This window comes from Methylobacterium phyllosphaerae (genome assembly GCF_001936175.1).
Taxonomy (GTDB): domain Bacteria; phylum Pseudomonadota; class Alphaproteobacteria; order Rhizobiales; family Beijerinckiaceae; genus Methylobacterium; species Methylobacterium fujisawaense.
The window spans coordinates 5,859,162-5,883,410 of the sequence record NZ_CP015367.1; the positions used below are offsets into that span (position 1 = coordinate 5,859,162).

19 protein-coding genes are annotated in these 24,249 nt (G+C 69.1%); 16 read left to right on the forward strand and 3 right to left on the reverse strand.

Translation table 11 applies throughout. The features are described from left to right. The first annotated feature begins 149 nt into the window (after positions 1 to 149). Together MCBMB27_RS26725 and MCBMB27_RS26730 are read left to right on the forward strand one after the other, a co-directional pair. Positions 150 to 2,573, forward strand: a complete 2,424-nt coding sequence (locus tag MCBMB27_RS26725) for a PAS domain S-box protein (RefSeq protein WP_075381708.1) — start codon at positions 150 to 152, stop codon at positions 2,571 to 2,573. A 75-nt stretch (positions 2,574 to 2,648) separates the two neighbouring features. Continuing rightward, positions 2,649 to 4,505, forward strand: a complete 1,857-nt coding sequence (locus tag MCBMB27_RS26730) for a sensor histidine kinase (RefSeq protein ID WP_236952844.1) — start codon at positions 2,649 to 2,651, stop codon at positions 4,503 to 4,505. 149 nt (positions 4,506 to 4,654) lie between these two features. Here the strand turns inward: MCBMB27_RS26730 and MCBMB27_RS26735 are convergent, their stop codons facing one another. Continuing rightward, positions 4,655 to 5,050, reverse strand: coding sequence for a hypothetical protein (locus MCBMB27_RS26735; protein WP_075381709.1), 396 nt, complete (start codon positions 5,048 to 5,050; stop codon positions 4,655 to 4,657). A 153-nt stretch (positions 5,051 to 5,203) separates the two neighbouring features. Here MCBMB27_RS26735 and MCBMB27_RS26740 point away from each other — a divergent pair, with 153 nt between their 5' ends. From MCBMB27_RS26740 to MCBMB27_RS26790, 11 genes are all read left to right on the forward strand, one after another. After that, on the forward strand, positions 5,204 to 5,608 hold the full coding sequence (locus tag MCBMB27_RS26740) for a lysozyme inhibitor LprI family protein (protein ID WP_075381710.1): 405 nt from the start codon (positions 5,204 to 5,206) through the stop codon (positions 5,606 to 5,608). A 107-nt stretch (positions 5,609 to 5,715) separates the two neighbouring features. Continuing rightward, positions 5,716 to 6,111: a lysozyme inhibitor LprI family protein gene (locus tag MCBMB27_RS26745; protein WP_139231639.1), complete on the forward strand. Its 396-nt coding sequence runs from the start codon at positions 5,716 to 5,718 to the stop codon at positions 6,109 to 6,111. A 1,183-nt stretch (positions 6,112 to 7,294) separates the two neighbouring features. Next, the gene (locus MCBMB27_RS26750) at positions 7,295 to 8,686 is read left to right on the forward strand and encodes a sodium:solute symporter family protein (RefSeq protein ID WP_075381712.1); all 1,392 of its coding nucleotides are present in this window, start codon (positions 7,295 to 7,297) and stop codon (positions 8,684 to 8,686) included. A 60-nt stretch (positions 8,687 to 8,746) separates the two neighbouring features. Then, positions 8,747 to 9,604: a helix-turn-helix domain-containing protein gene (locus MCBMB27_RS26755; RefSeq protein WP_075381713.1), complete on the forward strand. Its 858-nt coding sequence runs from the start codon at positions 8,747 to 8,749 to the stop codon at positions 9,602 to 9,604. 110 nt (positions 9,605 to 9,714) lie between these two features. Then, positions 9,715 to 12,717, forward strand: coding sequence for a xanthine dehydrogenase family protein molybdopterin-binding subunit (locus MCBMB27_RS26760; RefSeq protein ID WP_052083644.1), 3,003 nt, complete (start codon positions 9,715 to 9,717; stop codon positions 12,715 to 12,717). After that, the gene (locus tag MCBMB27_RS26765) at positions 12,714 to 13,577 is read left to right on the forward strand and encodes an FAD binding domain-containing protein (RefSeq protein ID WP_043758537.1); all 864 of its coding nucleotides are present in this window, start codon (positions 12,714 to 12,716) and stop codon (positions 13,575 to 13,577) included. The genes MCBMB27_RS26760 and MCBMB27_RS26765 overlap by 4 nt, the downstream gene beginning before the upstream one ends. Continuing rightward, positions 13,565 to 14,098 carry a (2Fe-2S)-binding protein gene (locus tag MCBMB27_RS26770; protein ID WP_012321639.1) on the forward strand — a complete coding sequence of 178 codons (534 nt, stop codon included), beginning with the start codon at positions 13,565 to 13,567 and terminating at the stop codon, positions 14,096 to 14,098. Before MCBMB27_RS26765 ends, MCBMB27_RS26770 begins: the two co-directional genes overlap by 13 nt. Further along, entirely contained in the window at positions 14,091 to 15,650 is a 1,560-nt protein-coding gene (locus MCBMB27_RS26775; protein WP_075381714.1) for an AMP-binding protein, read from the forward strand. The genes MCBMB27_RS26770 and MCBMB27_RS26775 overlap by 8 nt, the downstream gene beginning before the upstream one ends. Positions 15,651 to 15,692: 42 nt before the next feature. Then, positions 15,693 to 16,499, forward strand: coding sequence for an enoyl-CoA hydratase/isomerase family protein (locus MCBMB27_RS26780; protein ID WP_043758534.1), 807 nt, complete (start codon positions 15,693 to 15,695; stop codon positions 16,497 to 16,499). A gap of 174 nt (positions 16,500 to 16,673) precedes the next feature. Beyond that, a complete protein-coding gene (locus tag MCBMB27_RS26785; protein WP_043758531.1) occupies positions 16,674 to 18,023 on the forward strand; it encodes an MFS transporter in 1,350 nt (449 codons plus the stop codon). 31 nt (positions 18,024 to 18,054) lie between these two features. Beyond that, a complete protein-coding gene (locus MCBMB27_RS26790) occupies positions 18,055 to 18,522 on the forward strand; it encodes a TIGR02444 family protein (RefSeq protein ID WP_043758529.1) in 468 nt (155 codons plus the stop codon). 7 nt (positions 18,523 to 18,529) lie between these two features. On the opposite strand, the gene MCBMB27_RS26795 is transcribed toward MCBMB27_RS26790, so the two are convergent. After that, positions 18,530 to 19,102, reverse strand: coding sequence for a UbiX family flavin prenyltransferase (locus MCBMB27_RS26795; protein ID WP_012321644.1), 573 nt, complete (start codon positions 19,100 to 19,102; stop codon positions 18,530 to 18,532). A 108-nt stretch (positions 19,103 to 19,210) separates the two neighbouring features. After that, positions 19,211 to 20,134, reverse strand: a complete 924-nt coding sequence (locus tag MCBMB27_RS26800) for a LysR family transcriptional regulator (RefSeq protein WP_043758526.1) — start codon at positions 20,132 to 20,134, stop codon at positions 19,211 to 19,213. Positions 20,135 to 20,310: 176 nt separating this feature from the next. Here MCBMB27_RS26800 and MCBMB27_RS26805 point away from each other — a divergent pair, with 176 nt between their 5' ends. From MCBMB27_RS26805 to MCBMB27_RS26815, 3 genes are read left to right on the forward strand one after another with little or no spacing between them, the layout of a single operon-like run. Next, positions 20,311 to 21,696, forward strand: coding sequence for a UbiD family decarboxylase (locus MCBMB27_RS26805; protein ID WP_075381715.1), 1,386 nt, complete (start codon positions 20,311 to 20,313; stop codon positions 21,694 to 21,696). A 4-nt stretch (positions 21,697 to 21,700) separates the two neighbouring features. Continuing rightward, positions 21,701 to 23,407, forward strand: coding sequence for a GMC family oxidoreductase (locus MCBMB27_RS26810; protein ID WP_043758520.1), 1,707 nt, complete (start codon positions 21,701 to 21,703; stop codon positions 23,405 to 23,407). Beyond that, positions 23,404 to 24,198 carry an alpha/beta fold hydrolase gene (locus MCBMB27_RS26815; RefSeq protein WP_075381716.1) on the forward strand — a complete coding sequence of 265 codons (795 nt, stop codon included), beginning with the start codon at positions 23,404 to 23,406 and terminating at the stop codon, positions 24,196 to 24,198. The genes MCBMB27_RS26810 and MCBMB27_RS26815 overlap by 4 nt, the downstream gene beginning before the upstream one ends. Positions 24,199 to 24,249: the final 51 nt, after the last annotated feature.

Below are 24,249 nucleotides of genomic sequence, written 5' to 3' on the forward strand. Positions count from 1 at the left end.
CCCTGCAATCCCGGGCCACACTTCCCGGACGACCCGGCCTCCGTCATACGGCTCCGACATGCGTCGGCTGAGGGCACGCAGCGGCAACCGACGGCTTCGTCGGGACACCGGCGGACGGACCCACCCAGTACCCGGTCTGGACAGGCAGGATGGAAACGGACTTCGAGGATCTGCGCCGGCAACTGGCGGACGCGAAGGCTGAGATCGAGCGGTTGCGTCGGCAGAACGAGAGGCATGTCCATGCCCCGACCGGCGACGAGCGCACCTCGGCCGCCGGGACCGACCTGCTGTTCACGGCGGCGGAGAAGACCCGCATGCCGCAGATCGTCACCGATCCGAACCTGCCCGACAATCCGATCGTTTTCGCCAACCGCGCATTCCAGGAGCTCTGCGGCTACGGAGCCGACGAGCTGATCGGCCGCAACTGCCGATTCCTCCAAGGCCCGGGCACCGATCCCGCCGACGTCGCCAAGGTCCGCGACGCCGTCGCGGCGCGGCGCGACGTGGTCGTGGAGATCCTGAACTACCACCGTGACGGCACGCCGTTCCGGAACGAGCTCTACGTCAGCCCGGTGTTCGATCCGGACGGACACCTTCGCTACTTCTTCGCGAGCCAACTCGACGTCACCCGGTTCCGCACCGAGGAAGGCCGGCTCGCCGAAAGCGAGGCGCGCTACCGCACCCTTTTCGAGGCTGTGGACGCCGGCTTCTGCATCGTCGAGATGCGCTACGATGCGGCCGGGCGCGCCGTCGACTACCGCTTCGTCGAGGTTAACCCGGCGTTCGAACGCCATACCGGGCTCCGCGACGTGGCCGGACGCTGGCTCAGCGAGGTCGTCCCGGGCCTGGAGCGTTCCTGGCTGGATGCCTACGGCGGGGTGGCCCTGACGGGCGAGGCGGCCCGCTTCGAGAGCGGCGCGGTGGCACTCGGCCGGTGGTTCGACGTCCACGCCCTGCGCATCGGCGAGCCGGCCCGGCGTCGGGTCGCCATCCTGTTCAACGACATCACCGAGCGGCGCGAGGCCGAGCGGGTCTTGGAGGAGACCGCCCGCGACAGGACGGACGAGCGCGACATGGTCTGGCGCACGAGCCGCGACCTGTTCCTCGTCTGCGGCTTCGACGGCCGCTACCGCTCGGTGAACCCGGCCTGGACCGAGACGCTCGGTTGGTCCGAGGACGACCTCGTCGGCGCGCACTTCGACACATTCATCGACCCGGCCGACAGGTCCGCCGTGGAGGGGGTGTTCGGCGACCTCGTGAACGGCATCGTCCTCGACGGCCTGGACGTGCGGATGCGGACGCGCGACGGAGGCTTCCGATGGCTGTCGTGGTACGCCATCCCCCGCGACGACCACTTCTATGCGGCGGGCCGGGACGTGACGGAGCGCAAGGCCCTGGAGGAGCAACTCCGGCAGAGCCAGAAGCTGGAGGCAGTGGGCCAGCTCACCGGCGGCGTCGCGCATGACTTCAACAACCTGCTGACGGTCATCAAGTCGTCCACTGACCTGCTGAAGCGGCCGAACCTGGCCGAGGAGCGCCGGATCCGCTACGTCGACGCCATCTCGGACACCGTCGACCGCGCGGCTAAGCTGACCGGCCAGCTCCTCGCCTTCGCGCGGAGGCAGGCGCTCCAGCCGGAGGTGTTCGATGTCGGGCGCGGCGTCGCCTCGGTCTCGGACATGGTCCGCACCCTCACGGGCTCTCGCATCCACGTCGAGACCCAGGTCGAGCCGTTCCGAGACGCGAGGGGGCGGGAGGGTCCCTGCCTCGTCGACGCCGACCCGAGCCAGTTCGACACCGCGCTGGTCAACATGGTGGTCAACGCCCGCGACGCGATGTCGGGCGAGGGGCGCATCACCATCCGGGTGCGGCCGGTCGGCGTCGTCCCCGCGATCCGGGCCCATCCGGCCATGCGCGGCGATTTCGTCGCGGTCTCGGTCGCCGACACGGGCAACGGCATCGCCCCGGACGTGCTGGACCGGATCTTCGAGCCGTTCTTCACCACGAAGGGCGTCGGCCAGGGCACCGGGCTCGGGCTGTCCCAGGTCTTCGGTTTCGCCAAGCAGTCCGGCGGCGAGGTCATCGCCGAGAGCCGCCTCGGCGAGGGCGCCACCTTCACCCTGTACCTCCCGCGCGCCAAGGCCGCCGCCGCCGCCGAGGCCGAGGCGAATGAGCCGGCGGACCTCGCCGAGGGCCACGGCACCTGCGTCCTGCTGGTGGAGGACAATCACGAGGTCGGGGCCTTCGCGGCACAGGCGCTGGAAGAGCTGGGCTACAGCACCGTGTGGGCCATGGACGCGGAAAAGGCTCTGAACGAATTCGAGCGCATCCCCTACCGGTTCGAGGTGGTGTTCTCCGACGTGGTCATGCCGGGGATGAACGGGGTTGATCTCGCCCGCGAACTCCGCCGCCGTCGGCCCGACCTGCCGGTGGTCCTGACGTCGGGCTACAGCGAGGTGCTTGCCGAGCAGGGGACGCACGGGTTCGAGCTCCTGCGCAAACCCTACTCTGTGGCCGACCTCTCGCGCATCCTCAGGCGCGCGGTGGGGGGCGTCGGCACCGGCGCGCGCTGACCGCCGTCGCGGGGCGTCCCCGCGGCGACCATCCCTGGGCGGGGTGCGTCCATCGGGCCCGCCGAGCCTCGATCGATGGATAGCCCCGGCTGGCGGGCCGAGGCGCTGACCATGGCTTTGCAGCCGAACCGACCTAGTTCGGTGGCCGGGTCCCGGGAGACGACGGGCTTCACCAAGCTTGGGAACTCGATGTCACTGACCAAGCGGATCGTGGGCCTCGTCGTCTTAGCGCTGATCCCGGCGTTGGCCGTCCAGGGCTACAACGAGTACGCGCTTCGTGCCGCCCGGGCCGAGGCCGTCCGGAGGGAGGCCATGCGCGGGGCGAAGGCCGTCGCGGCCGACCTTGGGCAGTTCGGTCGCGGGGCGAGGCAAATCCTCGCCATCCTGGCCGGCGTGGCCGAGGTCCGCGGCAGGGATGCCCGGGCCTGCACGGCATACCTCGCGACGGTCGGCGGGAAGGTCCCCGGCTCGTTCTTCTTCGGGGTCGCCGACCCGGACGGGCGCATCCGGTGCAACACCCTGGGATCCCCGGTCGGGGCCTATTCGGTCGCCGACCGGTCCTACTTCCAGGAGGCGATGCGCACCGGCGGCTTCGCCATCGGGGAGGTCGTGTCCGGCCGGGTCACCGGACGGCCCACCATCCAGTTCGCCCAGGCCATCGCCGACGACGACGGCGACGGTCGCCCCGAAGGCATCGTGATCACGAGCATCGACCTGTCCTACCTCGCGGCACGGCAGTCCGATGCCGGGTTGCCGCCCGACGCCGCCCTCACGGTCGCGGACCGAAACGGCACGATCCTGGTCCGGCTTCCCGACCACGAAGCCTGGGCCGGCAAGCCGCTGCCGACGGCCTTCTGGAAGGCCCTGGCCGACCACCGCGGCGGCGTCGCGGACTTGACCGGATTGCGGGGCAACCCGCGGATCACGGCGGTGGCCGGAGGCGCGCCGGGGGACCTCGATGGCATGACGGTGGCGGTGGGCCTCTCGCCCGCCACGGCCTTCGCGGACATCGATGCCGCGACCCGTCGCGGGGTCGTGCTGATCGGCGTCGGCGCGATCCTGGCCGTCGCGGCCGCGCTCCTGGCCGGTCGCGCCTTCATCCGCAGGCCGGTGCGGCGCCTGCTCGGGGCGGCCGGCGCGTGGCGGGCGGGTGAGTTGGGGACCCGGACCGGATTGTCCGGGACCGACGAGTTCGGCCGGCTCGGCGAGGCGTTCGACGCCATGGCGGCGTCGCTGCAGAGGCACCAGGGCGAGTTGCGCGAGGAGGTCGCCCGCAGCCGGGTCCTGCAGGAGCGGCAGACGATGATGCTGCATGAGCTGAACCATCGGGTCCGCAACACCCTGACCACCGTGCAGTCCCTGGCGCGGCAGGCCCGCCGCGACGAGGACCGCGGCGAGCGGCTTGAGGGACGAATCCTCTCCCTGTCCAAGACCCACGACCTGCTCTCGCGCGACGATTGGGAGGGCGCCTCGCTGCGCACGGTGCTGGAGAACGAACTCTCACCCTTTCGGGACGAGCAGTTGCACCGCTTCGGCCTGGAAGGGGCCGACGTCGACCTGCCGCCGCGCTACGTCCTGGCGCTGGGCATGACGGTGCACGAGCTCACGACCAACGCGGCCAAGTACGGCGCCCTCTCGACCGATACGGGCCGGATTGACGTCACCTGGAAGGTCGTCGTCGGCGAGAGCGGCGCGAGGCGGCTCGCCCTGGAATGGCGGGAGAGTGGCGGCCCGCCGGTGCGGAAGACGGGCAAACGCGGCTTCGGCACGCGCCTGATCACGGGCGGGGTAAGTCGTGAACTGGGGGGCGAGGTCCGTCTGGAGTTTGCCCCCGAGGGTCTGCGCTGCAGCCTCGACGTACCCCTCGACGAGCCGGACCGGTTCACCTCGTTCGCCGCCGCCACGGACGTGCGACCGGTCGGCAGGGCCTGAAAACCGAGCGACGACTACAACAGGCAGCATCAGCCTGGGGCCAGGCTACCCCGAGGTCGGTACGGTCGCCAAGCCGAAGGTCCGCTCTCGGCCGCTCACAAATCAGGCACGCTCGACCAGAGCCGTGTCTCGACAAGTAACCAGTGAGGTCACGACCCTGACCATCGCCGCTCGCGCACGGCGAGCCACCAGTACACTCCGCCCCCCACCACTCCGGCGCTTACGGCTTGCAGCGGCCGTTCGACCATGCCGGCAAACAGATGCCCGAGGGCGAGACCAATGGCGCCGCCGCAAGCCACATGGATGGTCGGATGGCGCCATCCCGTCCGGATCGAGACCGCCAGGCACAGCAAGAATGCCGGCGTCGCGAAGACCGTCACGAACAGCGTGGCGATAACGAACGTGATGGCGACGGAGATCAAGTCGGAGGGGAGGGTAGGTTCGGCGGCGGGCGACGGGGGAGTTTCAAACAGAGCACCGGCCGCACTGGCCAGCATCAAGGTCGTCACCGCCGCCGCCACGGCGGCGAGGTAGCCGCCGAGCACCCGTACGACGGGATCTCCGGACCTGTCTGTCGTGATGCGGTTCGGCGTCGTGGCCCCCTCGGGCTCGGTCGTGGGAGAGGCTAGCGCGCCGTGCTACCACCGGCAAAGGTGGGGCAGGACCGCAAGAGGCCTCTGTCCGGCGGGGTCCATGCGATGAAGCACGCCCAACTGGTGGTCCTGATGCTCTGGTCGACGGCGGCCACGGGGGAGGTGCCGGCACTTTGCGCGGACGTCGCGAACCAGGTCGAGGGGACCCTATGCGCCAAGCGCAAGCTGGACGCCGCCGAGGCCAGTTTGGCGAAGGCGCGAGAGGCCCTGCAGGCCAAACTCGACCCGAGCGGGCGACACAACCTCGACCTCGCGCAGCAGGCTTGGCGGCGCTTCCGCGACCTCGAATGCAACCTTGAGACTGGCTACGACGCCGAACACCCCGATGAAAACGGCACGATCATGCCCATGCTTATCGGCGAGTGCGCGACGGCCCTTACTGAGCGCCGCACCCGCGACCTGACCGATCAACTAGCCTGCCCGGGCGGGGACCTATCATGCGAGCGGTGAGCGACTTCCACCGTACCGCGGCCCGCATCGGGGCATCGGCGGCATTCGCTTTCACGGCGCCGGTTGCCCATGCGGCAAGCTTCGACTGCGCCAGGGCATCGACCGGAATGGAACGCCTCGTCTGCGGGGACGCCGCTCTCGGGAGCCGGGACGAGATCCTGGCGAGGCTCTACTCGGGCGCCTTGAAAGTGGGGAAGCGCGAGGCCGTCGAGGCTTGGCAGCGGGCGTGGCTAGGGAAGGCGCAGGCCTGTGCCACAGCAGCCTGCCTGGCCGAAGCCTACGACGAGCGGAACGCCGAACTCCAGCGGTCTGAGGGTGGGGTGAAGGTGGGCAGTGACTTCTTTTGCGAGGAGCCCAAGGGCAATCACAGCACCCTCAACGTCGTGGGACCGGTCCATGGCTTCGCCAGCGTGTCCCTGATGTCTAACTATGTCGGGCCCGGCGGGGTGGAGGTCGGCGACGTGGCCACCGCGGCCACGGATGCATTCCTGGATCTCCGGTAAGGGACAGCCACCGTCTTGAACGGCCGCTGTCGACTAACCTTCGAGCGCCTCGGCGCGGACGGTTGGAAGGTCATCCAGGCCGGCACCTGCGAACTGCGGGGCGGCGCGGTATTCGCGGGCGTCTACCGCCGCCTGCCTTGACAAGACTGCGACCGGCCGCCGGTCGCCATTGCGCTGGCGATCCCTGACAATCATCGGCGGACAGGCGGTCGATAATGGAAGACGTTTAAGCGCGGACGCTTATTCAAGGCGGTGTGGGTTCACTGAGCATCCGTCCGCGTACGCCCGGCACGTCCGCTTATGAGATGAGCACCGAACTCGTTCTACGTCTGGCTCGGGTCGATAGGAGGCCGTCCGCTTTTCCGGCGGGTCTGCTCCGAAGCAGCCATTCCGCTTTCGGCCAAACCCAGTCGGCGGCTCTGCGCCCATTTCTGCCACTCAGCCGAACCGGGCAGCAACCTGAAAGCAGACGTTCTATCGGCAGCTGAGCGATGGCCTGGTTGTCGATGTATCCGACAATGCATCGCCGTAGGGAGGCTTCGCAGGTGCCTTCACGAATTAAGTTCCGAGGCACACAATCCCCCGGTGGACCTTTGACGACACCATCGTTGAGGTCAGCCTTGCCCTCGCGCCGTCACCAACGGCCTACGCCCCCTCGTGCCCCAAGCTAAGCTGATTTTGCTCAACTGCCGCGGAAGACCGCTATCGGGATGCGCCAACTCCGCCCGAGATGGCAGACATGGGTCGCGAGAAGTATGTTAGCTTTCTCGGCTAGCCTGCTACTCAGTGACTATCCTACGTAAGTCGATACAAATGCGCTCTGATAACATTCTGACCAATTTCATCGTCTGTTTTTTTAGGCATTCGAGCACACAAGAAAAGTAATTCCTATTTAATCGATAAGAATTATTCAACAAATTAGAATGTATATAACAACAATTCTTGACCTGCCGCGAATTGCTTAGGGCGCGCTTTATATGGTTTATCGCGCTGAATCAGATAATCTGATGGTGCCGATCAAATCAGAGAATTTGTCCGTTTCCTCTTCAGCATCTAGTTTCCCCCGTAATGGCCGTCGCTTCTAGCTCCTGCGAGGAAAGCTGCGGCCCCGAATGATTTCGGAGGAAACATGCTGGGTTCCCTTGGCGCGCAAGCGCTACGGCGTCGCCGTTAGGCCGCACCCATGCAGCCAAACTGGATCGTTCTCTCCCTGACCCTGGCCTACATGGCGGCGATGGGGCTGATCAGTTTCTCTGTGCGACGCCATGCGAGGAGCGCTGGAAGCTTTACCTCCGGCGGCACGCGCTATCCTGCATTCCTGATCGGCTTTCTGCTGATGTCGGAATTCATCGGGACCGCCACGAGCGTCGGCACGACACAGACGGCCTACAGGGTCGGCGTGTCGGCCGCCTGGAACGTCCTCGCCCTCGCCGTCGGTTTCGTTCTCTACGCCATTCTCCTGGCGCCCCGCTTCAAGGAACTCGGCGAGAACACGATCTCCGGGGCGTTGGCCAAGGCCTACGGTCGCCCGACCAAGCTCGCGACCTCGGTCATCATGATCTTCGCGCTCCAGATCGTCGCGGTCTCGACCTATGCGGGCGGCGGTACGATCCTGGCGGGCCTCCTCAACGTCGACCGGACCAGCGCCATCGTCATCACGGGTATCGTCGCGACGCTTTATGTCAGTGTCGGGGGGATGCGCTCGGTTATCTATACGAACGTCCTGCATGCCGTCGTGAAGTATCTTGGCATCCTCGCGGCCGTGGCCTTCGGATTGTCTCAGGTCGGCGGCTTCGCGAACCTGCGGGCCCACGTGCCCGAAGCGATGTTCGCGGTCGATACGGTCGGCTGGTCACAGATCTTCGCGTGGATGGTCGCCGGCATCGGCGCGGTCTTCTCGACGCAATACGTGATCCAGGCCATCAATACCGTGCAGGACGGGCGCACGGCGCGGCAGGCCAGCTTTTATTGTGCCTTCCTGCTCGTGCCGTTCGGCATCGGCGCTGCCCTGGTCGGTGTCTGCGCGGCGGCGCTGCTGCCGGGAATCCCCGCGATCCAGGCTTTGCCGGGCCTGATCGCCCGGATGGACGATCTTTTGGCCGCCATCGTGGTGGCGGGATTGGCGGGATCGCTGTTCGGCACGATCTCGGCCCTTAGCATCGGCGCTGCCACCCTACTGTTCAAGGATTTCTATCATCCCCGCCGTCGGAGCGAGGATGGGACGTCGTCCCTGCGGTTCGTCCGCAGCATGACGGTGCTCGTGGGCCTGATCCCGATTCCCCTGGCGATCTTCGCGCCGGATATCCTGAAGGTGACGTTCCTCGCGAAATCCCTGCGGGCGACCCTGGCGGTCTTGGTCATCTTTGCCTTCTACGCTCCGCGCTTCGGCACCCCGCGGGCCGCCGTCGTCAGCATCCTGGTTTCCCTCGTCCTGACGATCGGCTGGTTCCTCGCCGGCGATCCCGGGGGAATCGACAACGCCTATGTGGCCCTCGTCATTCCCCTAGCGGTGATGGGTACAGCCGAACTCCGGAAGAGGACCACGCTCCGGAACGAACAGGTTGCGGCGCCCTGACGGGACGGGTGTCCCGGCGGCGATCTAGCTGCCCCCCGCGGACCATGCTAAATAGTGCAGATGTCCGAGGCTCTTGAGATCGCTCATGGCACTTTCGGCCGCGTGGCGCTCCTCGACATGGACCGGAGCCTCGTCCGGCACGCGCATCCGCACTGCCATGTCCTGCTGAAGGTCGAGGGGGACGACACGCAGTTCCTCGTCGGCGACCGCGTCGTCGCGCTGACCGATGAACAGGCCGTGCTCGTCAATGCCTGGGAAACGCACGCTTACCTGCATGATCCGCGCCGCGCCAAGGCGATGATCCTGGCCCTCTATATCGAGCCGGACTGGCTGGGGGCCTTCCGGCGGAACTGGGCGGCGAGCGGCGCACCTGGCTTCTTCGGGCAACCGTCGGGTGGAGTGACGCCGACGATCCGCCGCCTCGCGCACGACCTCGCCGCCGAGATGGTCTACGCGCCGCATTCCTCGCACATCCAGGATCAGTTGCTGTCGGGCCTGATGATCGCGGTGATCGAGCGGTTCACCGCCTGGCGGGAGGCGGCGGAGTCGCTTCGCGCCGCCGCCCGGCGCAACGCCGGCGACTGGCGGATCCGGCGCACCATTGCCCGCGTGCGCGCCGAGCCCGGAGCCACCATGGGGATCGAGGCCCTGGCCCGTGAAGCGGGTCTCTCCCGGGCCCAGTTCTATCGCCTGTTCGAGCAATCCACCGGGGCCCCGCCCCATGTCTTCCTCAACGCGATCCGGATCGAGCAGGCCGTCGAAGCCATCGTGGGCAGCGACGAGCCTCTGGCGGTGATCGGCACACGGCTCGGCTTCGCCGCTCCCGCCCATTTCTCGCGGTTCTTTCGCGATCACGTCAGCGTGCCGCCGAGCATCTTTCGCAGCATCGTCCGGCGGAGCGGCCAGCCTGCCGTGTGAGTCGGAGGCCCCCTGGCCGCCGCGAAAATGAGACGTTTGGGTAAGTCGCGAGACGCCTCGGCATCGTGGCGCCCCCCTGGATCCGCCACTTTCTCCGCAACACGGACCCCATGGAGAGGTCCGGCGGAGGAAGCGGCTTGGGCATCGTGTCAACGAGCTATGTCGGACGGTCCGTGGAGCGCGTCGAGGACGCAGCCCTGCTCTCCGGGCTCGGGCGCTACATCGACGACCTCGGCATGCGGCCCGGCACGCTGCACGCGGCGATCCTGCGCTCGCCCCACGCCCATGCGGACATCCTTGGCTTCGATGTTCAGGCGGCCAAGGCGCTGCCCGGCGTCGCCGCCGTGGTCACGGGCCGGGACCTCGACGCCGTCACGACCGGCCTCGTCCCGGCCTTGCGGGCGGCCGTCGATGCCCGCGCCATCGCGGTGGACCGGGTGCGTTATGTCGGCGAGCCCGTCGCCATCGTCGTCGCCCGAGACCGCTACCTCGCGGAGGACGGCTGCGACCTGATTGAGGTGCAGTACCGGGTGCGCCCCGCGGTGGTCGATCCGCTGGCGGCCCTCGCCCCCGACAGCGAGATCCTGCACGAGGGCGTCGGCGCCAATTGCGTCAGCGACCGACGCTTCCGCTACGGCGATCCCGAGGCGGCCTTCGCGGAGAGCCCGCGCAGCCTGTCCGTGACCGTGCGCTACCCGCGCAACACCGGCTCGCCGATGGAGACCTACGGCGTCGTCGCCTCCTACGATCCCACCGACGATTCCTACGACGTGCTCGCGAACTTCCAGGGGCCATTCAGCATCCATGCAGTGGTGGCCCGGGCGCTCAAGGTGCCGGGCAACCGCCTGCGCCTGCGCACGCCCCCCGATTCCGGCGGCAGCTTCGGGGTCAAGCAGGGCGTCGCGCCCTACGCCGTCCTGATCGCCGCCACGGCGCGCCTCGTGGGCCAGCCGGTGAAGTGGATCGAGGACCGGCTGGAGCACCTCTCGGCCTCCGTCTCCGCTACCAACCGGGTCACGACGCTCCGCGCCGCCTTCGAGGCGGACGGGCGCGTCACCGCCCTCGATTGGGACCAGATCGAGGATTGTGGCGCCTACCTGCGGGCGCCCGAACCCGCCACGCTCTACCGGATGCACGGCAACCTTACCGGCGCATACGCCATCCGCAATGTCGCCGTGCGCAACCGGGTGGTGCTGACCAACAAGACGCCGACCGGCCTCGTGCGCGGCTTCGGCGGGCCGCAGGTCTACTATCCGCTCGAACGGCTGATGCAGCGCATCGCGCTGACGCTGGGCCTAGAACCCTTCGCGGTGATCCGCCGGAATCTGATTCCGGCCGACGCCTTTCCCTATCGCACCGCGACCGGCGCCCTCTACGATTCCGGCGATTACCAGCGCGCCCTCGACGAAGCCGCCCGGGACGGCGGGCTCGATGAGCTGAAGCGGCGGCGGGACGCCGCCCGCGCCGAGGGCCGCCTCTATGGGATCGGCCTCACGGCGGCGGTCGAGCCCAGCGTCTCCAACATGGGCTACATCACCACCGTGCTGACGGCACAGGAGCGCGCCAAGGCGGGACCGAAGAACGGCGCGCAATCGACGGCCACCATCACCCTCGATCCCGTCGGCTCGGTGACGGTGCAGGTCGCCTCGGTGCCGCAGGGCCAGGGACACCGGACGGTGCTGGCCCAGGTGGTGGCCGACGTGCTCGGCCTCCCGATGGAGCAGGTCCGCGTCACCGCCGACCTCGATACCGCCAAGGATGCGTGGTCGATCGCCTCCGGCAACTACGCGAGCCGCTTCGCCGCCGCCGTGGCGGGGGTCGCGCACCTCGCCGCCACCCGCCTGCGCGACAGGCTCGCGCGGATCGCGGCGGCGCAGCTGAACCTGCGCCCGGAGGATCTCGTCTTCGCGGGCGGGCGCATCGCCTCGCGGGTGAACCCGGATGCGGGTCTGCCCTTCGCGCGGGTCGCCGCCACGAGCCACTGGTCGCCCGGCCTCGTGCCCGAGGAGCTCGGCGCGGTGATCCGCGAGACGGTGTTCTGGACACCCCCGGAGCTGACGGCGCCGGACGCGGAGGACCACATCAACTCCTCCCTGTGCCACGGCTTCATCTTCGACATCTGCGGTTTGGAGATCGACCGGGTCACCGGCAAGATCGCCATCGACCGCTACGTCTCGATGCACGATTGCGGGCGCATCCTGCACCCCGGCATGGTCGAGGGGCAGGTGCGCGGCGGCTTCGCGCAGGCGCTCGGCGCGGCGGTCTACGAGGAACTCGCCTACGGCGACGACGGCGCCTTCCTGTCCGGCACCTTCGCTGACTACCTGCTGCCCACCGCGACCGAGGTGCCGGACCTGCGCATCCTGCACGTCGAGAGCCCGTCGCCCTTCACGCCGCTCGGCGCGAAGGGGGTCGGCGAGGGCAACTGCATGTCGACGCCGGTCTGCCTCGCCAACGCGGTGGCCGACGCCCTGGGCCTGGAAGCCATCGACCTGCCCCTGACGCCCGCCAAGCTCGCGGCCCTCGCGGCGGGCGGGGAGGAGCGGGGGCCCCCCTCCGGCCACGCCGCCCCGAAGCCCGCCGCCAAGGCGGGCGACCGCACCCTGCGCGGGGAGGGCTCGGCCGCCGTCACGGCTCCGCCGGAGACGGTGTGGGCGATGCTCCTCGACCCCGACGTGCTCGCCTCCGTCATCCCCGGTTCGCATGGGGTGCGGAAGCTCTCCGACACGCGGTTCCAGGCCGACGTCACGCTCGGCGTCGGCCCGGTGAAGGGCCGCTACAAGGCCGAGGTGATCCTCTCCGACCTCGACGAGCCCCGGGCGGTGACGCTCACCGGCACGGTGACGGGCGGCCTCGGCAGCGGTGGCGGCACCGGCCGCCTGACCCTGGAGCCCGACGGCACGGGGGGCACGCGGATCGCCTACGTCTACGAGGCGGCGGTGGGCGGCAAGGTCGCGGCGGTGGGCGGACGTCTCCTCGACGGGGCCGCGCGGGTGATCATCGGCGGGTTCTTCACCGCCCTCGCCCGGCGGGCGGGAGGCTCCGCCGGCCCGTCCTCCCGGCTTCCGGCTTTCCTGCGCCGCCTGCTTGCCCGCCTCGGAGTCCCGGCATGAAGCCCGCTCCCTTCGACTACCTCCGCGCCGCATCCCTGGACGACGCCCTCGAAGCCTTGCGCCAGCACGGCCCCGAGGCGCGGATCATCGCGGGCGGCCAGTCCCTGATGCCGATGCTCAACATGCGGCTGACAAAGCCCGCCGTCCTCGTCGACGTGATGCGCATCCCCGCCCTCAAAGAGCCCCGTCTCGACAAGGGGGCTCTCGTCATCCCGGCGGGCGTGCGGCAGGCCATCCTCCTCGACCGGCCGGGTCTCGCGAGGGATCTGCCGCTGCTGGCCGCCGCCCTGCCGTGGGTCGGGCACATCCAGACCCGGGCGCGTGGGACGCTGTGCGGCTCCGTCGCCCATGCCGACCCGAGCGCGGAAATCCCCCTCTGCCTCGTGGCGCTGCAGGGCGAGATTCACCTGCGCAGCCGCCGAAAAGTCCGGCGCGTGGCGGCCGAGGACTTCTTCACCGGCATGATGGTGACCGACCGGGCCGACGACGAGATGATCGAGGCCATCGCCTATCCCCTGCGCCGGGAGGGCACCGGCACCGCCTTCGCCGAGGTGGGGCGGCGGCACGGCGACTACGCCATCGTCGCCTGCGCGGGCGTCGTGGACGGGACCCGGATGCGGCTCGCCGTCGGCGGCGTCGCCGACCGGCCCACCGCCCGCGACTTCCCCCACCTCGACGGGTCGGCGCTCGACGATGCCCTCAACGCCTTCGCCTGGGACCTCGGCGCGGGGGACGATCTCCACGGCACCGCCCGCTACCGCCGCGAGCTCGTGCGCAGCCTCGGCCGCCGGGTGCTGGAACAGGCCATCAAGGTCGCCCGCGGCGACACCCATCAGGAGGCCGTGCCATGCCACAGCTAGACGCGAAGGGCCGTCACACGGTGGCCTTTACCCTCAACGGGCGCGAGACCACGGTCGAGGTCGAGACCCGCACCCTGCTGACCGACGCCCTGCGCCACGGGCTCGGGGCCACGGGCACGCATGTCGGCTGCGAGCACGGCGTCTGCGGCGCCTGCACGGTGTCCATCGACGGGGTGCCCGCCCGGGCCTGCCTGACGCTCGCCGTGGGGGTCGAGGGCTGCGCCGTGCGGACCGTCGAGGGTCTGGCTCCGGAGCCCGGCCGCCTTGGGGTGCTGCAGGCGGCGTTCCGGCGGCGGCACGCCCTGCAATGCGGCTTCTGCACCGCCGGCATCCTGATGTCGCTCGACGCCTATCTCGCCTTCCGGCCGAACCCCTCGCGCCGGGAGATCACGGAAGTGATCGGCGGCCATCTCTGCCGCTGCACCGGCTACGCGCCGATCATTGAGGCCGCCCTGGAGGCGGCTGCGGAACTCAGGGGCGACATCCCGGCCCCGTCATCCCCGGAGGCCGCCCATGCTTGATCTCGGCACCAGCTTCCTTGCGAGCGTCTCCCGCGATCCCCGCGCCCTGGCCCTCGTCGATGGGGAGACCCGGCTGACCTACGCGGAGTGGTTCGGGGTCATCTCCGCAACCGTGGCCGGGCTCGACCGGCTCGGGCTGAAGCCCGGCGACCACCTCGTCACGGTCCTCCAGAACCGGCACGAGGCGGCGACCCTGCACTGGGCCTGCCAGTTCGCGGGAATCGTCATCACGCCGATCAATTGGCGGGCCAAGGCCGAAGAGATCGATTTCGCGATCGAGAACGCGCAAGCCCGCGCCATCGCCTACGAGCCGGTCTCGGCCGGGAGCCTGCGAGACAGCGCGGCGTCGCAGCGGATCCCGCGCATTGCGGTCGGCACGCCACCTGGCCCCGGCGAGACCGCCTTCACCGATCTCGCCGCCACTGAAGGGCCACCGGCGACGCCCCGGGCCGACGCGGAGGCAATCTCGCTGATGCTCTACACCTCCGGCACCACCGCCAAGCCCAAGGGCGTACCCCGGCGGCACCGGGCGGAGCGGGCAGCGGCGCTGGCCCACGTGGCGCAGAATCTCTACGGGCGCGGCGAGCGGACGCTCGGCGTCATGCCGCTCTACCACACGATGGGGGTGCGCTCGCTTCTGGCGATGTCGCTGATCGGCGGGACCTTCGTCTGTCTACCGCGCTTCGACGTGACCGGGGCGCTGCGCCTGATCGCGGCCGAGCGGATCACCAACCTCTACCTCGTGCCAACCCTCTACCACGACCTCGTGCACCACCGGGATTTCCCGGAGACCGATACGACCTCCGTGCGCAAGCTCGGCTTCGCCGGAGCGCCGATGACGGACGGCCTGCTCGCCCGCCTAACCGACGCGTTCCGGCCTGACCTGTTCGTCAACCATTACGGCTCGTCGGAGGTCTACACCTTCACGATCAATCACGAGGCGGCGGGCAAGCCCGGTTCGGCCGGGCGGGCGGGCCTCAACACCATGGTGCGCGTCGTTCCCCTGGGGGGCGACCCGAGCCGAACCGCCGCGCCGGGCGAGGAGGGCGAGATCGCCGTCATCGCCAAGGGCGACGAAGCCTTCGAGGGCTACTGGCATCGCCCCGAAGCCGACGCGAAGGCCTTTCGTGATGGCTGGTACTTCACCGGCGATACCGGCTTCGCCGACGCCGATGGCGACCTCTACGTCACCGGCCGGGTGGACGACATGATCATCACCGGGGGCGAGAACGTTTCGCCCGTCGAGATCGAGAGCCGCCTCTCCTTGCATCCGGCCGTGTCCGAAGTCGCCGTTGTGGGCCTGCCCGACGAGCGCTGGGGCCGGATCGTCGCGGCCTTCATCAAGCGGAGCGGCAGCACCGACGAAGCGGCGCTCGATGCCCATTGCCGGGCGGGCGGCCTGCCGAGTCACAAGCTGCCGCGCCGGTACGTCTTCGTGGACGAGATCCCGAAATCGCCGGTCGGCAAGCTGCTGCGCCGCCAGCTCGTAGCGGGCGAGTACGTGCCCGAAGGTACGACCGAGCCCCATGCCGAAGGCCACGAGGCCGCCTGACGGTCCCGCCCCCTCCCCGAATTTCCAGCGAGAGCCCAACCCATGACGAGTGACACCCCCACCATCGACCCGCGCATGACGAACCTCGACGGCTTCCGCGTCGAGATCGACGTGGAGCGCGAGCGCGCCGACGTGATCCTGGCGCGGCCGCCGATGAACGTCATCGCGATGCCCCAGCGCGATGAGATCCGCAAGGTCTTCGAGGCGCTGGACGAGGATCCCCGCGTGCGGGTCATCGTCCTGCGGGCGGAGGGCGAGCACTTCTCGTCGGGGGGCTACATCAAGGGCTTCCTCGACGCCTCTCCCGAGCACGTTTCGAAGCTCGCCTGGAACATGGCGGCGCCGGCCCGCTGCTCGAAGCCCGTCATCGCCGCCAACCGGGGCTACACGTTCGGTGTCGGCTTCGAGATCTCGCTGGCCTGCGATTTCCGCATCGTCTCCGAGACCTGCCGCTACGCGCTTCCCGAACAGAAGCTCGGCCAGATTCCCGGCTCCGGCGGCTCGGCCCGGCTCCAGAAGATCGTCGGCATCACCCGGACCAAGGATATCGTGATGCGCTCCAAGCGCATCCCCGGGCGGCAGGCCCTCGACTGGGGCATCGCCACCGAATGCGTACCCGATGCGGACCTGGAGAAGGCCACCGACGCCCTCGTGGAGGAACTGCGCGCCTTCTCGCCCATCGCCCAGCGCACCGCCAAGAAGCTCCTCAACGACACCGAGGACGCGAGCCTGTCCATCGCCATCGAGCTCGAAGGACACTGCTACAGCCGCCTTCGTCAGGCCGACGACTTCCGCGAGGGCGTCGAGGCGTTCCACGCCAAGCGCGCGCCGCGCTTCACCGGCTCATAGTCCGGCCGCGCCGGGGGGGCTGCCGAGCGGTTCCCCCCATCCTGTGACGCCTACCGCACCGCTTCGATCCCGCCCAGGCGGGAAACGACGGCGCACGCCCGAATGGCTCCCGCCCAGACCCAGAGCCCGAACCGGCCCCCCCGCGGCAACGACCGCATCCCCCGGAGGAAATCTATGCAGACCGCCGCCACCTTCGCATCCGATCCCCCCGCCCTCGCCAAACCCACAGGCCGGCAGACGGTGACCGCCGCCATGGCCTCGCTGTTCGGCTGGGGGCTCGATCTCTTCGACCTGTTCATCCTGCTTTACGTCGCGCCGGTCGTTGGCACGTTGTTCTTCCCGGCGGACAAGCCGATGCTGTCGCTGGCCGGCGCCTATGCGTCCTTCGCGGTCACGCTGCTGATCCGGCCCCTCGGCTCGGCCCTGTTCGGCTCCTATGCGGACCGCTTCGGCCGCCGTCGCGCCCTCATGGTGGCGGTGGTCGGCGTCGGCATATCGACCGCGGTCTTCGGTCTCCTGCCGACGGTCGGCCAGATCGGATGGCTCGCGACTGCGGTCTTCCTTCTCTTCCGCCTCGTCCAGGGCATCTTCGTCGGCGGCGTCGTCGCGGCATCCCACACGATCGGTACGGAATCCGTGCCGGAGCGGTGGCGGGGGCTGATGTCCGGGGCGGTCGGCGGTGGCGGCTCGGCCATCGGCGGCCTGCTTGCCTCCCTGGTCTTCTATGTCGTCTCGCTCATGGCGCCGGGAGAAGCCTTCGCCGACTGGGGCTGGCGGCTGATGTTCTTCTCGGGTCTCCTGACCTCGGTGATCGGCCTGATCCTCTTCCGCAATCTCGAGGAATCCCCGATCTTCAAGGATCTGCAGGCCCGGAAGGCGGCGCTCCGGGCAGGCGCTCCGGCGGAGGCCTCGCCGATCCGCTCCCTGTTCTCACCGTCCAACCGGGGAAGCTTCGCGGTCGCGACTCTCATCTCCTTCGGTGGTGGCGCAGCCTACTACCTTACGTCCGGCTACCTGCCGACCCTCCTCAAGCTCGTGAACGGCGTGCCGAACGCCACCGCCTCGATGATCCTGATCGGCGCCAACGTCGCGGCGGCGATCGGCGCCTGCGGCATGGGCGAACTGAGCCAGCATATCGGGCGCAAACGGTCGTTCCTTCTGATGGGCGCCATCCGCCTGCTCGCTTTTCCCGCCCTGTTCCTGACCATGGCGAACACGACGAGCCTCGTTGGGGTCGCGGCCTGCGCCTTCCTGCTGGCGCTCATCGCCAACGCCAGCTACGGGCCGCTGCTGATCTTCCTCAACGAAAAATTCCCGACGGCGGTGCGGGCCACGGGGACGGGCCTGACCTGGAACATCGGCTTCGCCCTCGGCGGCATGCTGCCGACGCTCGTCTCCCTTGTCGCCGACGGGCCGACGCAGATTCCGATGGTGCTGGCCGTCATCACGACCGGCGTCACCCTGGTCTATCTTGTCGGTGCCTTCCTGACCGACGAGACGCAGGGCAATCTCGACCGGGCCTGACGATACGGTTCTGCGCGGGCGGAGGCCTCCCATGACGAGTGATCCCCTCTGGACCTTCGCCTGCGCATTCTATGGCCGGCCCGGCGTCGCCGCGGCCTGCCTCGCCCTCCAGGACGAGGGCGGCGCCGATGTGCCCCTGCTCCTGTACCTGATCTGGTGCGGGAGGACCGGACGAAGGCTGGACGCCTCGGCGCTCGCCGGAGCGGAAGCCCGGATTGGCCCCTGGCGCGGACAGGTGATTATTCCCTTACGGGCGATCCGCCGGGCGATGCGGTCTGACCTCATGCCGGGCCAGGGGACGGAGGCGCTCCGGGAGCGGATCAAGCTCGCGGAGATCGAGGCGGAGCGCCTCGCCCTCGCGGCTCTCTTCGAGGCCGCGCCGGTCCCAGATATGCCGGTGAGTTCGGGCGGCGAGGCGCTGGCCCTCTATGCCGCCCATCTCGGCCGGACCTGGCCGGAGGCACCGCTGCGGGTTCTCGCGACGGCGCTGGAGGGCTGAGCGCCGGTCAGCCTTCTCCGCTCCGCCAACGCCGGACGCCGGGTGCATCGATGTCGAACAGGTCGAGAACCCGCCCGATCGTATGGTCCACCATTTCGGCGAGGCTCTCCGGACGCGCGTAGAAGGCCGGAACCGGAGGGGCGATGATCGCCCCCATTTCCGAGAGCGCCGTCATGGTGCGGAGGTGGCCGGTGTGGAGGGGAGTCTCCCGCACCATCAGGACGAGGCGGCGGCGCTCCTTCAGGGTCACGTCGGCGGCCCGCGTCAGCAGGCCGGATGTGACGCCGGTCGCGATCTCGGCCTGGCTCCGCATGGAGCAGGGAGCCACGACCATGCCGCGGGTCCGGAAGGAGCCGGAGGCGATTGAGGCGCCGATGTCCCCCTGGGCGTAGGTCTTGGCGGCCAGGGCGCGGACGTCGGCGACCTTGAGGTCGGTCTCATGGGCCAGCGTCACCTCGGCCGAGCGCGACATCACGAGATGGGCCGGGATCGCGAGGTCGCGCAGGATTTCCAGGAGACGGATCCCATAGATCACCCCCGAAGCACCCGAGATGCCGACCACGAGGGGCAGCGGTGTCATCGTTCCTCCCGGCCGCAACGGGCGCGGCGACCTTGCCGGTGACAGTATCGGGGTGTGCTCGCCCGTGTCGAATAACGTCGGCTGATCGCTGCCATCAGTCCGGGGGGCTCAACCGGTGATGATATGGGCCTGGAGTGCGGCCGCCGCCGCGTTCAACTCCTCCTCAAGGATACCGATGAGGAGCTGCGCCGCGTAACTGAGCGGTTTCTGCGGATGGTGGATGATCACCAATTCGCGGGCGATGCGCGGCGCGACGATGCGGTAGGCCTTGAGGGACCCGTCGGCGAGCTGTCGGCTGACGGCGATGCTCGGCAGCACAGTGAAACGCGTCGAGCGCGCCACAAAGTCCGCGATCGCGGGGGGCAGGTCGAGTTCGAGCTTTGGGCACAGGGTCACGTCCGCGGCGGCGACACGGCGGTCGAGTTCGACGCGCAGGCCGTGTCGGGTCGAAGGCAGGATCAGGTCGAGGGCGGCGAGGTCCGCCATCCGGATGGGCAGGGGCACCGGCAACGGTGTGTCGCGCCCGCCGACCACGACCATTTCCTCGTCGAGGAGGGGGGCCATGACGAGGCCGAGGCGTCGGGCCGGCCGGTTGATCACAGCGAGGTCAAGGGCGCCGGTGCCGACGCCCTCGATGAAGGTGCTGCTGTAGCCATCGGCCAGCGATAGCTCGACCTCTGGGTAGGCCGCCGCGAAGCGAGCGAGGACGCTGGGGATCACGCTCATCGACAGGGACGACAGGATGCCCGCCGTGACGCGGCCCGACACTGTTTGGGACAGGCGCGCCATGGCCGCCCGGGCGTCGGCGACATCCCGCTGGATCGGGTGGACCAGCCGGTGCAGCGTCCGGCCGGCGGCTGTCGGCACCATGGCCTTCGGCTGGCGGTCGAACAGGCGCTGGCCGAGTTCCCGTTCCAGCTTGGCGATCTGCATGCTGAGCGCGGGCTGGACGACGTTCATCCGCTGCGCGGCGCGGGTGACGCTGCCCTCCTCGAACAGGGCGACGAAGTAAGAGATCTGACGGAGATCCATACACGGGACCCAGGCGACACGAGCAACGCGCCAGAGGACCATGTGCGGGCCGGTCGGCGCAACTCAAACCGGCTGATGGGCGGCATCACCAATCGTTATTTTTCCCGCCTGCGGGAAGAGCTTAACGCTTCCTCCCCTGGCAAGCTCGGTTGAGATGACCCCGCCGTGAGGACAGCATGAACGCGACCACTCCCGTTCGTTCCCTCCGCGACTGGCTCGATCGGCTGTCCGGGGATGGGCGCCTCGCCATCGCGCGGCCGGGAATCGGCTTGCGCCACGAGGCAGCGGCGGTGGCGAACCGCCTCGACGGCCGGCAGGCCAGCCTATTTCCGCAGCCCGGGGGGCATCCGGGCACCATCGTCTCGGGCCTCGTGTCGAGCCGGGCCTGGATGGCGGAGGCCCTCGGCACCACGCAGGATCGCCTCGTCGCCCATTTCCAGCAGGCCGCCGCTCAGCCGCTCCCCTGGCACGAACGCAACTCCGCCCCCGCGCAGGAGGTCGTCCACCGGGAGGGACTCGACATCCTGAAGCTCCTGCCGGTGCCGACTTTGAACGAGCACGACAGCGGCCCCTACATCTCGGCGGGCCTGATGATCTCCCGGGACCCGGAGACCGGCCTGCAGAACGTCGCCATCCTGCGCTGCCAGATCAGCGGTCCAGACAGGATCGGCGTGCTGGTCCTGCCCCGGCATACCGACAATTTCTACCGCAAGGCCGAGGCCCAGGGCCGGGGCCTCGAAGTCGCCCTCGTGGTCGGCGTCGATCCCGCCTGCCTCCTCGCATCCCAGGCTATCGTGCCCCTCGGCCACGACGAGTTGGAGATCGCCGGGGCGCTCACCGGCCAGCCCCTCGACGTCATCAAGTGCCTGACGAACGATGTGCGCGTTCCGGCGAACGCAGAAATCGTGATCGAGGGCCGCCTCCTGCCCGAAATCCGCGAGCCCGAAGGGCCGTTCGGGGAGTTCCCGCAATATTACGGGGAGCGGGCCAAGCGGCACGTCATGCAGGTCGATGCGGTGACGCACCGGCGCGATCCGATCTTCCACATGATCGTCGGCGGCGGTCTGGAGCATCTGCTGCTGGGGGCGATCCCCCGGGAGGCCACGATCCTCGCGACGCTGCAGCGCAGCTTCCCCGGTGTCGAGGACGTGCATCTGTCCCTCGGGGGAGTCGGCCGTTACCACCTCTACGTCCGCCTGCGGAAGACGCAGGAGGGCGAGGCCAAGAACGTGCTGCTCGGGGCCTTCGCTGCCCACTACGACATCAAGCACGCCGTCGTGGTCGATACGGATGTCGACATCCACGATCCGCAAGAGGTCGAATGGGCGGTCTCGACGCGGTTCCAGGCGGACCGAGACCTCGTCGTCATCCCTCACGCCCAGGGCTCGAAGCTCGATCCCTCGGGCCGCGAGGGTGTCGGCGCGAAGATGGGTCTCGACGCGACCGTTCTGCTGGACGCGCCGCCCATGAAATTCAAGCGCATCCGTGTTCCCGGCGAGGCCGAGGTCGATCTCGACGCGGTGCTCGCGCCCGGCGCCGACTGGCGCGCGGTGATCGGCTGATCCCGTGAACGCCTTGCCCAAAACGGTCGACGTGTTGATCGTCGGCGGGGGCTCTGCCGGCTGCGTGATGGCCCACCGGCTCTCCGCCGACCCGCGGCGCCGGGTGCTCCTCGTCGAAGCCGGCATCGATACACCGCCGGGCCGGGTGCCGGCGGAGATCCTCGATAGCTATCCGATGCCGCTGTTCCATGGCGACACCTACATCTGGCCGGGGCTCGACGCGGCGGTCACCCGCGACTCCCGCGGTCGCATGCGGCGGCGGGCCTACGAGCAGGGCCGGGTGATGGGCGGTTCGTCCAGCATCAACGTCCAGGCGGCCAACCGCGGGCTGCCGCGCGATTACGAGGCCTGGGCCGCGCTCGGCGCCGAGGGGTGGGCCTGGGACGACGTGCTCCCGTATTTCCGCAGGCTCGAGACCGACCTCGATTGCGGCGGTCCGCTGCACGGCCATGATGGGCCGCTCCCGATCCGGCGCATCCTGGAGCCCGCATGGCCTCCCTTCGCCCATGCGGTCGCCCGCGCCTTCGATGCGACGGGGCTGCCCCGGCGCGTCGATCAGAACGGCGAGTTCGAGGACGGGATCTTCCCGCCGGCCTTCTCCAACCGGGACGACGCGCGGGTCTCGGCCGCCGCCGCGTATTTGGACGTGGGGACGCGGGCCCGGCCGAATCTCACCATTGCCGCCGGCCTCGAGGTCCGTTCGCTGGTGATGGACGGGCGCCGCGCGACCGGGGCCGTGCTGCGGCGGGGCGACGGATCCGAGCAACAAGTGAGAGCCGCCTCCGTAGTCCTGTGCGCCGGCGCTCTTCAATCGCCGGTGCTCCTCCTGCGTGCCGGGATCGGCCCGGGCGATGCGCTCTCTGCCTGCGGGATACCCGTCCGGCTGGATCGTTCGGGCGTCGGCGAGAACCTGCGGGATCATCCCGCTTTGACGATGGCCCAGGTCCTTCCCCGCCCGCTCCGGCTGCCCGAGACCTTCCGGCGCGCGAGCTTGCTGGCCCTGCGCTATTCGTCCGGCCATCCCGAAGGCTGCGCCTCCGATATGTATCTCACCGCCTCCGCCCGTGCCGGCTGGCACGCCCTCGGCGGACGCCTTGCGCTCTACTTCCTCTGGGTGAACCAGCCGCACTCGGTCGGGCGCCTGCGTCTCGATCCAGCAAACCCGTCCGGCCCGCCCGACATCGACCTCGGCCTGCTCTCGGATCGCCGCGATCTCGAACGCCTCGCCTCGGGGATTCGACTGCTCAGCGACCTCGTGGTCTCGCCCACGCTGAACCCCCGCTCAGACGACCTTTTCCCCGCGAACTATTCGCCGCTGATCCGGCGGTTGAGCGCCGTCTCCCCTCGCAACCGGCGGCTCACCGGCCTCCTCGCCCCCGTGTTCGATGCACCGGCCATGCTGCGCGCCCCGCTGCTGCGCGCGGTCCTAGGCGGCCACGCTTGGGCGACAGTGCTTCAGGACGATGGCGCTCTCGACGACTTTGTCCGGGACAACGTCTTCGGGGTCTGGCATGCGAGCGGTACGTGCCGCATGGGCCGGGCCGACGATCCCGGCGCGGTGGTCGATCCGGGGGGACGCGTCATCGGAACCGACAACCTGTCCGTCGCCGACGCATCGGTGATGCCCCGCCTTCCTAGCGCAAACACGAACGTCCCGACCTTGATGATTGCGGAAAAGATCGCGGAGAGGATGATGGTGGAGATGGGATGATCCCTCTCAACACATTCGGCACCTTTGCGGTGGCCGACCTACGGCTGGAATACCATTTCGTCGGTCCGCAGCCGGACTTGGCGCCGACGCTGGTGTTGCTTCATGAGGGTCTCGGTTCTGCCATGCAGTGGGGTCCGCTGCCGGAAATTCTGGTCGAGAAGACCGGATGCGGTGTCCTGGCTTTCTCGCGCCAGGGTTATGGGGCCTCGAGTCCCGTGCCTCTGCCCCGCCGGACCGACTTTCTCGAACATGAAGCCTGCACCATACTTCCCCAGGTCCTCGACCTCGCGGGACTGCGAAGCGGCCTGCTGATCGGCCATTCCGATGGCGCCTCGATCGCGGCCCTCGCGTTGGCGGAGGGCGACACCCGCGTGCGGGGCGGCGTCCTCATCGCGCCCCATTTTTTCGTCGAGGAGGCGACGCTGGCCGGGGCCCGACGGGCCCGGGACGCCTACGACAATGGCGATCTGAAGGTCCGTCTCGGCCGTCGGCATACCGACGTCGAGGGAGCCTTTCGCGGCTGGAACGACGCCTGGTTGGATCCGGCTCGGCGCGGATGGACAATCGAGACAGCCCTTACGCGATGGACCGTCCCGGCAATCATCATCCAGGGGACAAAGGATGCTTACGGAACTAAGGCCCAGATTGGTGCCGCTCGCAGACTTTGCCCCGCCGGTCTGCTGACTGTTTATGAGATGCCGAATGTTGGGCATCACCCACATCGCGAAGCGTTGGCAGAAACTGCCGACGTCATCGCCCGCTTCGTCACACCTGTCTTGAGCAGAAATTAAGTCTCCACAAGACAATGTCTGATTGGCCTTGAAACACACAGTCGCGAGGCC

Bases quoted from the DNA above. Each gene is read 5' to 3' on its own strand.
- MCBMB27_RS26725 (WP_075381708.1), top strand. From the start codon at position 150: ATGGAAACGGACTTCGAGGATCTGCGCCGGCAACTGGCGGACGCGAAG.
- MCBMB27_RS26730 (WP_236952844.1), top strand. From the start codon at position 2,649: ATGGATAGCCCCGGCTGGCGGGCCGAGGCGCTGACCATGGCTTTGCAG.
- MCBMB27_RS26740 (WP_075381710.1), top strand. From the start codon at position 5,204: ATGAAGCACGCCCAACTGGTGGTCCTGATGCTCTGGTCGACGGCGGCC.
- MCBMB27_RS26745 (WP_139231639.1), top strand. From the start codon at position 5,716: ATGGAACGCCTCGTCTGCGGGGACGCCGCTCTCGGGAGCCGGGACGAG.
- MCBMB27_RS26750 (WP_075381712.1), top strand. From the start codon at position 7,295: ATGCAGCCAAACTGGATCGTTCTCTCCCTGACCCTGGCCTACATGGCG.
- MCBMB27_RS26755 (WP_075381713.1), top strand. From the start codon at position 8,747: ATGTCCGAGGCTCTTGAGATCGCTCATGGCACTTTCGGCCGCGTGGCG.
- MCBMB27_RS26760 (WP_052083644.1), top strand. From the start codon at position 9,715: ATGGAGAGGTCCGGCGGAGGAAGCGGCTTGGGCATCGTGTCAACGAGC.
- MCBMB27_RS26765 (WP_043758537.1), top strand. From the start codon at position 12,714: ATGAAGCCCGCTCCCTTCGACTACCTCCGCGCCGCATCCCTGGACGAC.
- MCBMB27_RS26770 (WP_012321639.1), top strand. From the start codon at position 13,565: ATGCCACAGCTAGACGCGAAGGGCCGTCACACGGTGGCCTTTACCCTC.
- MCBMB27_RS26775 (WP_075381714.1), top strand. From the start codon at position 14,091: ATGCTTGATCTCGGCACCAGCTTCCTTGCGAGCGTCTCCCGCGATCCC.
- MCBMB27_RS26780 (WP_043758534.1), top strand. From the start codon at position 15,693: ATGACGAGTGACACCCCCACCATCGACCCGCGCATGACGAACCTCGAC.
- MCBMB27_RS26785 (WP_043758531.1), top strand. From the start codon at position 16,674: ATGCAGACCGCCGCCACCTTCGCATCCGATCCCCCCGCCCTCGCCAAA.
- MCBMB27_RS26790 (WP_043758529.1), top strand. From the start codon at position 18,055: ATGACGAGTGATCCCCTCTGGACCTTCGCCTGCGCATTCTATGGCCGG.
- MCBMB27_RS26795 (WP_012321644.1), bottom strand. From the start codon at position 19,102: ATGACACCGCTGCCCCTCGTGGTCGGCATCTCGGGTGCTTCGGGGGTG.
- MCBMB27_RS26800 (WP_043758526.1), bottom strand. From the start codon at position 20,134: ATGGATCTCCGTCAGATCTCTTACTTCGTCGCCCTGTTCGAGGAGGGC.
- MCBMB27_RS26805 (WP_075381715.1), top strand. From the start codon at position 20,311: ATGAACGCGACCACTCCCGTTCGTTCCCTCCGCGACTGGCTCGATCGG.
- MCBMB27_RS26815 (WP_075381716.1), top strand. From the start codon at position 23,404: ATGATCCCTCTCAACACATTCGGCACCTTTGCGGTGGCCGACCTACGG.